Here is a 12495-nt window from a genome sequence, read left to right as displayed (position 1 = left end):
TTTCAATAGTGAAAATACTTTTGATATTACACTTGTGTTTGTCACTATTATTTTATGTTTAATTAATCATACCCATTTTTATGGTCTTGGTATAGGAACCATACTGACAGCCTTATTTATAGGAAGAATTATTAATATTTATGAAAAAAAGATACAGTTATCTTTTTAAAGGTGGCAATTGGGTATTACGATGCTAAACTGTTGCTGGAAGCATCGAAGGAGACACGGATCCATATGCAGATGGTCTTTGCCTTGTTAATGGGGCTTAGCCAACCTTGATCATAGCGCACAATAAAACACTTGCAGCACAGATGTATGGTGAGTTTAAGGAATTCTTCCCGGAAAACGCAGTGGAATACTTTGTCTCCTAGTATCTTGATATTAATTTGCATACCATATATTGATTTGGAAAGGTAAAATAATACTATATAAAGCATAATAAACGATGCGTTAAAAGTAAATGGACATGATGGATTGGCTATAACGGTGAACAAAATTCGTCGAAGAAAGTAGTAAAATTGATACATGGAAAATACTGATTGAGAAACGAAGGTAAACTGGTTATAATAAAATCAAGAAGAAAGATTTGTGAATCGAGAAACTTATAGTATTATCAGCAGAAAATGAGGTGATGATGTATGCCAAAGATTATGCAGGATTTAATTAAAAAGTATGTGGAAGAGGTCAAGAAGATTTATGGTTCCCATGTACGTCAGATAATCCTTTATGGTTCTTATGCAAGGGGTGACTTCCGTCCGGATTCTGATGTGGACATTATGATTCTGGTAGATATGTCAGATCTGGAATTAAAGGCATATGCACAACAGCTCTCGTACATGACCTATGACTTTAATATGGATCATGACACGGATATTAAGCCTATTGCAAAAAGTGAAGCACATTTTAACAAGTGGATTGTGAACTATCCATTTTATTCCAATATTCATAAAGAAGGGGTAGTTTTGTATGGAGCAGCATAATCAGGAAATCGGTACTAGACGGGATCTGGTGTTATATCGTCTGGAAACAGCCCGAAATGATCTGAAATCAGCAAGAGCATTATTTTCTATTGAAGATTATAAAGGAGCCAATAACAGGGCATACTATTCTATTTTTCATGCAATTAATGCAGTACATGCTGTAAGCGGTAAAGCATATAAAAGGCATAAGGATGCTGTGGCTAACTTCAATAAGGATTATGTGAAAACATCAGTGTTTCCAAGAGAAATGGGAAGGAAAATCGGACAGGCAGAAGAGATTCGCCATGCCAGCGATTATGATGATTTTTATATTGCAAGTAAAGAAGAATCAGAACGGCAGATTTCAGTTGCAGATGAATTTATAATTCTGGCAGAAAAATATTGTATGGAACAGCTTGAAAAACAAAAGGAAAATTGAAATGAACGAGGATGCCCCTCAGGGTTTGAAGCCCTGAGGGATATTTTATGTAAAAGTATATTATTCTAATAAGCGCAACGGATGCTCCCCATACCACAATGGAAATATTATAGCTGAGGAGATTCCGCCGGAATTGCTTTCTTATATGGAAGAAGTATTACCGGAAAAGAAGGAGCTGGATACGGAAATTGTTCTGGATACAATGATAAATGTAAATGAATTTTTGAAGAACTAATGTTCGCATCATATATACAATTTTAAATTTCCATGATATAATATCTCTTACATTTGAGTGTTAATTCGTCCACGTTAGTTTTACTACTTTTTATCAGTCTATAAAATATCGGGTGGTGAACAGAATTCGTCGAGAGGCATATTCGGCTAAAATCAGAGAATGTGCTTCGACGAATTTCTGACTGATAGACGAACTTTTTTGATATAAAAACCAGGAGGTGCTTTTTTGCAGAATTCACAACAAATATTCAAATTACACTCCGAATACCAGCCTACAGGCGACCAGCCCCAGGCAATCGAAAAACTGGTCAAAGGCTTTCAAGAAGGCAATCAATGCGAGACTTTGCTGGGCGTTACAGGTTCCGGCAAGACCTTTACCATGGCAAATGTTATTGCACAGTTAAATAAGCCAACCTTGATCATAGCGCACAATAAAACACTTGCAGCACAGCTGTACGGTGAGTTTAAGGAATTCTTCCCTGAGAATGCAGTAGAATATTTTGTCTCCTACTACGACTACTACCAGCCGGAGGCTTACGTGCCGTCTTCGGATACGTATATTGCGAAGGACTCTGCGCGGAACGATGAGATTGATAAGCTGCGGCTTTCCGCGACTTCTGCACTGAGTGAGCGGAACGATGTCATTGTGGTTTCCAGTGTTTCGTGTATCTATGGAATCGGAAGCCCGAAGGACTACATGGAGATGATTATTTCGCTCCGCCCGGGAATGGAAAAGGACCGGGACGATGTGATCCGGCAGTTGATTGATATTCAGTATGACCGGAATGATATGGATTTCCACCGCGGTACGTTCCGCGTGCGCGGTGATGTATTGGAGATTTTTCCGGCGGAGGAGACGGACAAGGCGGTGCGCGTCGAGTTCTTCGGGGATGAGATTGACCGTCTGGTGCAGATCGATACGCTGACAGGTGAAATCTTATGTGAACTGAACCACATCGCAATCTTTCCTGCCTCCCACTACGTTGTGCCGATGGACACGATCCTGAAAGCAACAGGCGAGATTGAAAAGGATATGGAAGAGCAGGTGAAGTTCTTCAAGCATGAGGGAAAACTGATCGAGGCCCAGCGCATTGAGGAGCGGACCAATTTCGACATTGAGATGCTCAAAGAAACCGGCATCTGTTCCGGCATCGAAAACTATTCGCGTTACCTCTCCGGATTAAAGCCAGGCGAGCCGCCCTACACACTGATGGACTATTTCGGAGATGATTTCCTCATCATCGTGGATGAGTCGCATAAGACTGTTCCGCAGATCCGCAGCATGTATGCCGGCGACCAGTCGCGGAAATCGACGCTGGTGGACTATGGATTCCGTCTGCCGTCCGCAAAAGACAACCGCCCGTTGAACTTCGGCGAGTTCGAGGACCGGATCGATCAGATCCTCTTCGTATCTGCCACGCCGGGCGACTACGAGGCAGACCACGAGCTGCTGCGCGCCGAACAGATCATCCGCCCGACCGGCCTTCTCGACCCGGATGTCGAGGTGCGCCCGGTGGAGGGACAGATCGACGATCTGATTTCGGAAGTAAAGAAAGAAACTGAAAAACACAACAAAGTTCTCGTGACGACGCTGACGAAGCGTATGGCAGAGGATCTGACCGACTATATGAAAGAGGCCGGCATCCGCGTGCGCTACCTGCACTCCGATATCGACACCCTGGAACGGACCGAGATCATCCGTGATATGCGTCTCGATGTCTTCGATGTGCTCGTCGGCATCAACCTTCTGCGTGAGGGTCTCGACATCCCGGAAATCACACTCGTGGCGATCCTGGATGCCGATAAAGAAGGTTTCCTGCGTTCCGAAACCTCCCTGATCCAGACCATCGGCCGTGCCGCGCGAAACAGCGAGGGCCATGTTATCATGTACGCCGATGTGATGACCGATTCCATGCGCCTCGCGATCGACGAGACGAAGCGCCGCCGTGCCCTGCAGGAAGCCTACAACAAAGAACACGGCATCACTCCGACCACCATCAAAAAAGCCGTCCGCGATCTCATCAGCATTTCGAAAGAAGTGGCAAAGACAGAAGAAAAGATGGAAAAAGACCCGGAGTCCATGAGCCGCGAAGAACTGGAAAAACTGATCGGCCAGGTACAGAAACAGATGAAAGCCGCTGCCGCCGAACTTAACTTCGAAATGGCCGCCGAGCTGCGTGACAAAATGATCACACTGAAGAAGAGCCTGGATGACATGGAAGAATAAAAAATCAGAAATAAAAAAGAAGAAAAGAGCATGAAAAAAGCGTGCCGGAAAAGCGACAGAAAACTTTCCGGCACGCTTTTTTTGCATCCGATTTTGATTCCTTCTTGTTCAGAATTGACGCAAAATGAGAATACCATTATAATATAAAATACGACCAAACAGTCGTATCGAAACGCAAAACACAAAAATACAAAAGACAACAATAAAAAAATTAATCGCCGAATTTTCTCTTTTTACTGGAGACACTCAGCAGATAGTCGACCGAGCAGTCATAGAACCGTGCAAGCCGGATCACATAGTCGATTGGGATGTCGCGGATTCCTTTTTCGTAGCGGGAATAGACGTCGCGGTTGCATTCGAGCAGGGCAGAAATCTCTTTGATGGTGAGATCCTGATCGATCCGCATATCTTCAATTCTCTGGTATTTCATACGTTGTACCATCCTTTCAGATTCAAACCCATACTACCAAACGGTTGGATGGACAAAGTTAAATCAGATCATATGGTCGCAAATTGGAGAATGGGGCGGGAGAGAGAAACGGCGGGTGAAGACAGCCTGTGCAGAAAACAGAAAAATATGTACGGCAGAAATGGGGGAACGAATGGGAAAAGCAGAAAGAATAGAAATAGAAGATTTTGTCCAGAATATAGTGGAACGGATGGAGACGCCGGAAGCGTTTGAAAAAATGATCAGCCGGGAGGAAGAATGCGAAGCGCAGGGGCAGGAGAGCCGTCTGAGGGATGTGCTGAAGAAAGAATGGCCGGTGGACGAAAAGGGAGAGCGTATCTATCAGATCACTAATATATATGAAGAAAAAGCAGAAGAACTCCTCATTGTAGAACTGTATACCGGCATCCACCTGAAAAACGGAGTCCCGTGCGGGCATTTTACGCTGTATCTCTGCCGGGAGCCGGACGGATGGAAACTCAGCGAAACGCGGATGATGGAATATCTGCAGAATCTGTAAACGAAAAAGCAAAACAAGGAGGACAGGGAAAAGAAAAACTGTCCTCCTGCTTTTGCTGCGGCGGAGACACCGGAAAGTCAGGATCCATACGGCCGCTTCTCATCGCTGATGCCGACCAGATAATCCAGACTGACCTGATACAGCTCCGCCAGACGGATGGCAATGGAGATCGGCAGCTGCCGGACGCCTTTTTCATATCGGGTATACACATCGCGGTTGCAGCCGAGATAGTCGGCAACCTGGCGGATCGTCAGATCGTGGTCCGTGCGCAGATCCTCCAGTCTCTGATATTTCATGATTCATCACCTCTGAGAAAATGCTACTAAATGGTCGTATCGAAATGGCAGAATCCTACCATACGGCTATAGCGCCTTTGAAACAGTAGAATGCAATAAAAAAGAAAAGTCAGATTCCTTTTCAGAAAGAAAACGGTTTATACTTTTTTCACAATTTCTTCATAGAAAAACCGGGAAAAGGTGTTGACAAACAAAAGGCAGAGTGCTATCTTAAGAGCATAGATGTTAGCACTCCACCGAAACGAGTGCTAACAGGACTATACAACAGGAAGGAGCTTATATCAGTGGATACAGAATTGGATGAAAGAAAACGAAAAATATTAAAAGCAATCATCCAGACGTATCTGGAAACAGGCGAACCGGTTGGTTCCAGAACAATTTCCAAATACACGGATTTGAATTTAAGCTCCGCCACAATCCGGAATGAAATGTCCGATCTGGAAGAGATGGGTTACATCTTACAGCCTCACACTTCCGCAGGACGCATTCCTTCCGATAAAGCTATCGCCTCTATGTAGATGAGCTGATGCAGGAAAAAGAACAGGAAGTTGCAGACATCAAAAACATGGTCATTGAAAAAACAGACCGGATGGAAAAAGTTCTGCAGCAGGTCGTTCGGGTCCTTGCTTCATCTACCAATTATGCAACGTTGATTACAGGACCGGAATATCACAGAAACAAAGTGAAATTCATCCAGCTCTCAAAAGTCAATGAAGAGCAGCTCCTGGCCGTTATCGTCGTAGAGGGCAACCTGGTGAAAAACCAGATGATCGACCTCGACGAGACCATCAACGATGAACAGATATTAAAGCTGAACCTGCTTCTGAACACACAGCTCAATGGACTGACCATTGAAGAAATCAATCTTGGCATGATTAAGAAAATGAAAGAGCAGGCAGGCATTCACTCCGGCATCATCAGCAAAGTAGTTGATACCGTAGCGGAAGCCATTGCAGTCAGCGAAGAAGATGTGCCGGTGTACACCAGCGGCGCAACCAACATTTTCAAGTACCCTGAGCTTTCCGACAGCAGCAAAGCCAGCCAGCTGATCTCCACATTCGAGGAACGGCAGAAACTGGTCGATATGATCAAAGGAGCTGCCGAGGAGCAGGACGGAGAGGAAAATACCGGTATTCAGGTATACATCGGAAATGAATCTTCGATGGAACCCTTACGGGACTGCAGCGTGGTCACCACCACATACGATATGGGAAACGGTATGCGCGGAACAATCGGTATCGTGGGACCAAAGCGGATGGATTACGAAAATGTGGTAGATAACCTGAAAACATTAAAAGTTCAACTGGACGCCGTCTTCAAAAAGCCGGACACAGGTGAGTAGAAAGGTGGAATGATCAGTGAGCGAAGAAAATAGAAAGAAAGAGGAAACCATGGAAGAACCTACACGCGAGATGGAAAAAGAAACCGGAGCAGAGACCGATCTGCCGGAAACCGAACCGGCTGCGGAGCAGGAAGAAGCAAAGAAAGCAGCAGAGGCAAAAGAAGCGGAAGCTGCAGAAGAAACTGCTGAGGATGGCAAAGAACGAAAGTTCTTCAAAAAGAAAAAAGATAAAAAAGATGAGAAAATCGAAGAGCTGACTGACCGCCTGACCCGTCAGATGGCAGAGTTCGATAACTTCCGCAAACGCACCGAAAAAGAAAAAGCAAATATGTATGCCATTGGAGCAAAAGACATCATCGAGAAGATTCTTCCGGTTGTTGACAGCTTCGAGCGCGGACTTGCAACGGTGGAAAACCCGGAGGAAGATCCGTTCGCAGACGGCATGAATAAAGTATACAAACAGTTTACCACAGCACTCGATGAACTCGGTGTAACCGTGATCGAGGCCGTTGGAAAGGAATTCGATCCGAACCTGCACAACGCAGTGATGCATGTGGAGGATGAGGAAGCCGGCGAGAACATCGTCGTAGAAGAGTTCCTGAAGGGCTACATGTACAAAGGTTCCGTAGTCCGTCACAGTATGGTCAAGGTGGCTAACTAAGCTTGAAGATAAATAAATAGAAATTAAACCATTTTTTAGCATAATTCATTGAGGAGGAAACAACAATGGGCAAAATTATTGGTATTGACTTAGGAACAACAAACAGCTGTGTAGCCGTTATGGAAGGTGGAAAACCAACCGTTATCGCAAACGCAGAGGGTGAAAGAACAACTCCATCTATCGTAGCATTCACAAAAACAGGTGACCGTCTGGTCGGCGAGCCGGCAAAACGTCAGGCTGTAACAAACGCAGACAGAACCATCCGTTCTATCAAACGTGAGATGGGTACTGATTATAAAGTAGACATCGAAGGAAAGAAATACTCTCCGCAGGAGATCTCCGCTATGATCCTTCAGAAACTGAAAGGTGATGCAGAGAACTACCTTGGTGAGAAAGTAACAGAAGCAGTTATCACAGTTCCGGCTTACTTCAATGACGCACAGCGTCAGGCAACCAAAGATGCCGGTAAAATCGCAGGTCTTGATGTAAAACGTATCATCAACGAGCCTACCGCAGCAGCTCTGGCATACGGACTGGACAACGAAAATGAGCAGAAGATCATGGTATACGACCTTGGCGGCGGTACTTTCGATGTTTCCATCATCGAGATCGGTGACGGCGTTATCGAAGTTCTTTCCACAGCAGGAAACAACCGTCTGGGCGGCGATGACTTCGACCAGAAAGTAACAGATTATATCCTTGCTGAGTTCAAGAAACAGGAAGGCGTAGATCTTTCCAATGATAAAATGGCTCTGCAGAGAATCAGAGAAGCAGCAGAGAAAGCAAAGAAAGAGCTTTCCAGCGCAACTACAACCAACATCAACCTGCCGTTCATCACTGCAACCGCAGATGGCCCGAAACATCTCGATATGAACCTGACAAAGGCTAAATTCGATGAGCTGACCCACGACCTGGTAGAGAAAACCGCAGAGCCGGTACAGAGAGCACTTTCTGATGCAGGCCTTCAGGCATCCGAGCTTTCCAAAGTCCTTCTGGTAGGCGGATCTACCCGTATCCCGGCTGTACAGGATAAAGTAAGACAGCTGACCGGACACGAGCCGAGCAAGAGCCTGAACCCGGATGAGTGCGTAGCACTTGGTGCTTCCGTACAGGGTGGTAAACTTGCAGGAGACGCCGGCGCAGGCGATATCCTTCTTCTGGATGTAACTCCGCTGTCTCTGTCCATCGAGACCATGGGAGGTATTGCAACTCGTCTGATCGAGCGTAACACCACAATCCCGACCAAGAAGAGCCAGATCTTCTCAACAGCAGCAGATAACCAGACAGCAGTAGATATCAACGTAGTACAGGGTGAGCGTCAGTTCGCGAAAGACAACAAATCCCTCGGCCAGTTCCGTCTGGATGGAATTCCGCCAGCAAGAAGAGGCGTTCCGCAGATTGAGGTTACCTTTGATATCGATGCCAACGGTATCGTAAATGTATCTGCAAAAGACCTTGGAACAGGAAAAGAGCAGCACATCACCATCACCGCAGGCTCTAACATGTCCGACAGCGAGATCGACAAAGCAGTCAAAGAAGCTGCTGAGTTCGAGGCTCAGGATAAGAAACGAAAAGAAGCAATCGACGCAAGAAACGATGCAGACTCCATGGTATTCCAGACCGAGAAAGCAATCGAGGAAGTCGGCGACAAGCTTGATGCAAACGACAAAACAGCAGTAGAAGCTGACCTGAACGCACTGAAAGATCTCATTGCAAAATGCAATCCGGAAGAAATGACCGATGCACAGGTAGCTGATCTGAAAGCAGCTCAGGAAAAACTGATGACAAGCGCTCAGAAACTGTTTGCAAAACTGTATGAGCAGCAGGGCGGCGCAGCAGGCGCTGGTGCTGGAGCAGCAGGTGCAGGCCCGGATATGGGAAATGCAGGAGCGGCAGGCGGCCATGACGACGATGTCGTAGACGCTGACTACAAAGAGGTTTAATTTTCGGCATGTCACACTCCGTGAAAATACCGACTGTGAGTTGAAACAATAAGTAAATAAACGCAAAAAGCCCTGTGAGGCGAATGTTTGCAGGGGACGGAAAATACATTCCGCCCCCTGTATTTATGCTGGTATTGCTTTCGGAAAAGTGCTATACTGGAGCGTGCGGAAAAACATTTCTGCAAAGATGAAATTTGTGGAACAGAAATGAAAAGGTGAACATAAATGGCAGAAAAAAGAGATTATTACGAGGTCCTCGGCGTAGACCGCGGAGCGGACGATGCAACATTAAAAAAAGCATACCGTAAACTGGCCAAGAAATACCATCCGGATATGAACCCGGGCGACAAAGAGGCCGAGGCAAAATTTAAAGAGGCGACAGAAGCCTATGGCGTGCTGAGTGATCCGGACAAACGGCGTCAGTACGATCAGTTTGGCCACGCTGCATTTGAAAACGGCGGCGGAGGAGCAGGAGCCGGCGGATTTGGCGGCTTCGATTTTGGCGGAGGAGATATGGGTGATATCTTCGGCGATATTTTCGGCGACCTGTTCGGAGGCGGCGGAAGCAGAAGAAGAGCAAACAACGGACCAATGAAGGGAGCAAACCTTCGTGCCGTTGTCCACATTACGTTTGAAGAAGCTGTTTTCGGATGCCAGAAAGAGCTCGAGATCAACCTGAAGGATACCTGTACAACGTGCCACGGAACCGGCGCAAAACCAGGAACTTCACCGGAGACATGCTCCAAATGTAACGGAACTGGTCAGATTACGTACACACAGCAGACCATGTTCGGTTCTGTGAGAAACGTGACAACGTGTCCGGACTGTAACGGAACCGGAAAGATCATCCGCGATAAATGTACCGCATGCCACGGCACGGGCTATACATCCAGCAGAAAACGCATTCAGGTCAACATTCCGGCCGGAATCGACGATGGACAGAGCATCCGGATCCGTGAAAAAGGTGAGCCGGGTGTAAACGGCGGACCGAGAGGAGATCTGCTTGTCGAGGTTCAGGTAACCCGTCATCCGATCTTCCAGAGACAGGATATGAACATTTTCTCCACTGCACCGATTACGTTTGCCCAGGCAGCACTCGGCGGCGATGTGAAGATCAGCACCGTTGACGGAGACGTTCTCTACACTGTAAAACCGGGAACCCAGACCGATACGAAGATCCGTCTGAAGGGAAAAGGTGTTCCGTCCCTTCGCAACAGCAATGTGCGCGGTGATCACTACGTAACACTTGTAGTCCAGACTCCGACGAAACTGAATGAGAAAGCAAAAGAAGCCCTCCGCGCCTTCGACGAAGCCTGCGGAAACCGCCCGGCAGCAGAAGCAAAAGCAGCCGACGGCGAAACTGCAGAGCAGCCGAAGAAGAAAAAAGGCTTTATGGATAAAGTGAAAGAGGCCTTTGAGGACATCGATAAATAAAGAACGGCGGCAAGCCGGAAAAGAAAGAAGAATCTGTGGAAAAAGCAGGTTCTTCTTTCTTTTCTATGAAAGAACCATGAAAATTTGGTGAATTTATACACAGAATGGTCGGATTTTGATATAATGTGGAAAACTTAAGGGGAGAGAAAAGAAAGGAAACGGGGAAAATGAGATTTCGACCATGTATTGATATTCATAACGGAAAAGTAAAACAGATTGTCGGGGGATCGCTGAAAGATCAGGGAAATCAGGCGAGCGAGAATTTTGTCTCGGAGCAGGATGCGTCGTATTATGCGCAGCTGTACGAAGAGCAGGGTATTACGGGCGGCCATGTGATTCTGCTGAACAAGAAAGGTACCGAGTTTTACGAGGAGACGAAGCGCCAGGCATTGCTGGCACTCTCGACGTACCCGGGCGGCCTGCAGGTGGGAGGCGGCATTGATGCGGAGAATGCGTGCGAGTTTCTGACAGCGGGGGCAAGCCATGTGATTGTGACTTCGTATGTGTTCCGCGACGGCCATGTGTTCTATGAAAATCTGGACAAGCTGGTGACGACGGTAGGAAAGCAGCGGCTGACACTGGATTTAAGCTGCCGGAAGCGGGACGGAAAATACTATATCGTGACGGACCGCTGGCAGAAGTTCACGGACGAAGAAGTGACAGAGGAACTGCTGCATCACCTGTCAGAATACTGTGATGAGTTCCTGATCCATGCCGTGGATGTCGAGGGAAAGGCTTCCGGCATTGAGACGGAGCTGGTGGAACTGCTTGCGAAGATGAAAGATTTTCCGGTGACGTACGCCGGCGGCGTGGGAAGTTTTGAAGACCTGGAGCTGCTCAAAAAACTGGGAAACAACCACGTCGATGTGACAATTGGCAGCGCACTGGATCTGTTCGGCGGCAAAATGAAGTTTGAAGACGTGCTGGCAGTATGCCGCCGGTAAGCGGAAACGGACGTTCACCCGCGCCATTCGCAAAACCGCGCTTTCAGCGCTCTCCGCTGCTGCGCAGCTCCTTTTTGCTCATAACCAGGCGCTCCCTTTGTATCTTATTCTCGACAGATTTTCATGCGAACATGAAATCTGTCAAAAATAAGATACAAGTGAACTGTAACAGAAAAAACTCTAAAATATTCATGAATTTTCTAAATACTATTGCAAATAGAGACAACTATTGCTATAATTAGAGTTACTTACAGGGGAAGTGAAAAACCTGTAAAATTTGAGAGCAAAGGGGTTGGGCATAATGAAAATTACCATCAGCGGAAAAAATATTGACGTGACAGAGGGATTAAAAGCCGCGGTCAATGAAAAACTTGGCAAACTGGAGAAATATTTTACGCCTGACACAAATGTCATTGTAACCTTAAGTGTAGAGAAAGAAAGACAGAAAATTGAGGTTACCATTCCGGTAAAAGGAAACATCATCCGTTCCGAGCAGGTAAGCAACGATATGTACGTATCCATCGATCTGGTAGAGGAAGTCATCGAACGCCAGCTTCGCAAATACAAAAACAAAATTGCCGACAAACAGCAGGAAGCAGGAAACTTCCAGAAAGAATATCTGGAGCATGACTATCTGGAGGACGAAGACATCCAGATCATCCGTACGAAAAAATTCGGCATGAAACCAATGTATCCGGAAGATGCCTGCGTACAGATGGAACTTCTTGGACACACCTTCTTCGTATTCCGCAATGCAGAGACCGACGAAGTAAACGTCGTTTACAAGAGAAAGAACAACACCTACGGTCTGATCGAGCCGGAGTGCTGAAAAGTAAATAAAGAATGAACAGTCACCCTGTTTCCAGCTTAGAAAAGCTGTGAAACAGGGTGACTTTTTCGCGGAAAGGGCCGGAAAGTCCGGGAAAAGCCGTAAAAACAGCGGAAAACCGGGGAACGGCACCAAATGTTTACGAAAAATTCATTGTTATCTTGTGCCAGAAGTGGTAGAATAGTACCATATGTTAATATGGCAATTAATAGAGAAAGC

General features: G+C 46.4%; 12 protein-coding genes and 2 pseudogenes. 12 read left to right on the top strand and 2 right to left on the bottom strand.

Annotation, left to right across the window (positions count from 1 at the left end):
• Positions 1-25 precede the first annotated feature (25 nt).
• The 5 genes and pseudogenes from DWZ60_RS21250 (at position 26) to uvrB (ending at position 3859) form a co-directional block, all read left to right on the top strand.
• Positions 26-169: a hypothetical protein gene (locus tag DWZ60_RS21250; RefSeq protein ID WP_279220338.1), complete on the top strand. Its 144-nt coding sequence runs from the start codon at positions 26-28 to the stop codon at positions 167-169.
• 100 nt (positions 170-269) lie between these two features.
• Positions 270-368, top strand: a pseudogene (locus DWZ60_RS20890) (DEAD/DEAH box helicase family protein); the annotation flags it as partial.
• Between the two features lie 270 nt (positions 369-638).
• Entirely contained in the window at positions 639-980 is a 342-nt protein-coding gene (locus DWZ60_RS12415) for a nucleotidyltransferase domain-containing protein (protein WP_118666419.1), read from the top strand.
• Entirely contained in the window at positions 967-1398 is a 432-nt protein-coding gene (locus tag DWZ60_RS12410; RefSeq protein WP_055228289.1) for a HEPN domain-containing protein, read from the top strand. The genes DWZ60_RS12415 and DWZ60_RS12410 overlap by 14 nt, the downstream gene beginning before the upstream one ends.
• 460 nt (positions 1399-1858) lie before the next feature.
• On the top strand, positions 1859-3859 hold the full coding sequence (uvrB, locus tag DWZ60_RS12405) for an excinuclease ABC subunit UvrB (RefSeq protein ID WP_055228290.1): 2001 nt from the start codon (positions 1859-1861) through the stop codon (positions 3857-3859).
• A 211-nt stretch (positions 3860-4070) separates the two neighbouring features.
• Here uvrB and DWZ60_RS12400 read toward each other — a convergent pair whose 3' ends face one another.
• Positions 4071-4289 (bottom strand): helix-turn-helix domain-containing protein, encoded by a 219-nt coding sequence (locus DWZ60_RS12400; protein ID WP_055228291.1) that lies wholly within the window; start codon positions 4287-4289, stop codon positions 4071-4073.
• Positions 4290-4461: 172 nt separating this feature from the next.
• Here DWZ60_RS12400 and DWZ60_RS12395 point away from each other — a divergent pair, with 172 nt between their 5' ends.
• Complete coding sequence (locus DWZ60_RS12395; protein ID WP_147397749.1) at positions 4462-4827, top strand: hypothetical protein; 366 nt, start codon at positions 4462-4464, stop codon at positions 4825-4827.
• 77 nt (positions 4828-4904) lie between these two features.
• Here DWZ60_RS12395 and DWZ60_RS12390 read toward each other — a convergent pair whose 3' ends face one another.
• A complete protein-coding gene (locus DWZ60_RS12390) occupies positions 4905-5123 on the bottom strand; it encodes a helix-turn-helix domain-containing protein (RefSeq protein ID WP_055218403.1) in 219 nt (72 codons plus the stop codon).
• Positions 5124-5407: 284 nt separating this feature from the next.
• On the opposite strand from DWZ60_RS12390, the pseudogene hrcA reads away from it, so the two are divergent.
• From hrcA to hpf, 6 genes and pseudogenes are all read left to right on the top strand, one after another.
• Positions 5408-6465: pseudogene (gene hrcA, locus DWZ60_RS12385) on the top strand (heat-inducible transcriptional repressor HrcA).
• Between the two features lie 49 nt (positions 6466-6514).
• Positions 6515-7126: a nucleotide exchange factor GrpE gene (gene grpE, locus DWZ60_RS12380; protein ID WP_055218747.1), complete on the top strand. Its 612-nt coding sequence runs from the start codon at positions 6515-6517 to the stop codon at positions 7124-7126.
• A gap of 65 nt (positions 7127-7191) precedes the next feature.
• Positions 7192-9069 carry a molecular chaperone DnaK gene (dnaK, locus tag DWZ60_RS12375; protein WP_055218405.1) on the top strand — a complete coding sequence of 626 codons (1878 nt, stop codon included), beginning with the start codon at positions 7192-7194 and terminating at the stop codon, positions 9067-9069.
• A gap of 225 nt (positions 9070-9294) precedes the next feature.
• Positions 9295-10503: a molecular chaperone DnaJ gene (gene dnaJ / locus DWZ60_RS12370; protein WP_055265114.1), complete on the top strand. Its 1209-nt coding sequence runs from the start codon at positions 9295-9297 to the stop codon at positions 10501-10503.
• Between the two features lie 167 nt (positions 10504-10670).
• On the top strand, positions 10671-11447 hold the full coding sequence (gene hisA / locus DWZ60_RS12365; protein ID WP_117813030.1) for a phosphoribosylformimino-5-aminoimidazole carboxamide ribotide isomerase: 777 nt from the start codon (positions 10671-10673) through the stop codon (positions 11445-11447).
• A gap of 301 nt (positions 11448-11748) precedes the next feature.
• The gene (hpf, locus tag DWZ60_RS12360; protein WP_055218411.1) at positions 11749-12276 is read left to right on the top strand and encodes a ribosome hibernation-promoting factor, HPF/YfiA family; all 528 of its coding nucleotides are present in this window, start codon (positions 11749-11751) and stop codon (positions 12274-12276) included.
• Positions 12277-12495 lie beyond the last annotated feature (219 nt).

Origin of the sequence: Blautia sp. AF34-10 (genome assembly GCF_003477865.1) — a bacterium.
GTDB classification, from domain to species: Bacteria; Bacillota; Clostridia; order Lachnospirales; family Lachnospiraceae; genus Fusicatenibacter; species Fusicatenibacter saccharivorans.
This window is presented reverse-complemented; position numbering and strand designations above follow the sequence as displayed.

Bases quoted from the DNA above. Each gene is read 5' to 3' on its own strand.
- DWZ60_RS12390 (WP_055218403.1), bottom strand. From the start codon at position 5,123: ATGAAATATCAGAGACTGGAGGATCTGCGCACGGACCACGATCTGACG.
- dnaJ (WP_055265114.1), top strand. From the start codon at position 9,295: ATGGCAGAAAAAAGAGATTATTACGAGGTCCTCGGCGTAGACCGCGGA.
- grpE (WP_055218747.1), top strand. From the start codon at position 6,515: ATGGAAGAACCTACACGCGAGATGGAAAAAGAAACCGGAGCAGAGACC.
- DWZ60_RS12410 (WP_055228289.1), top strand. From the start codon at position 967: ATGGAGCAGCATAATCAGGAAATCGGTACTAGACGGGATCTGGTGTTA.
- DWZ60_RS12415 (WP_118666419.1), top strand. From the start codon at position 639: ATGCCAAAGATTATGCAGGATTTAATTAAAAAGTATGTGGAAGAGGTC.
- hpf (WP_055218411.1), top strand. From the start codon at position 11,749: ATGAAAATTACCATCAGCGGAAAAAATATTGACGTGACAGAGGGATTA.
- DWZ60_RS12395 (WP_147397749.1), top strand. From the start codon at position 4,462: ATGGGAAAAGCAGAAAGAATAGAAATAGAAGATTTTGTCCAGAATATA.
- dnaK (WP_055218405.1), top strand. From the start codon at position 7,192: ATGGGCAAAATTATTGGTATTGACTTAGGAACAACAAACAGCTGTGTA.
- hisA (WP_117813030.1), top strand. From the start codon at position 10,671: ATGAGATTTCGACCATGTATTGATATTCATAACGGAAAAGTAAAACAG.
- DWZ60_RS12400 (WP_055228291.1), bottom strand. From the start codon at position 4,289: ATGAAATACCAGAGAATTGAAGATATGCGGATCGATCAGGATCTCACC.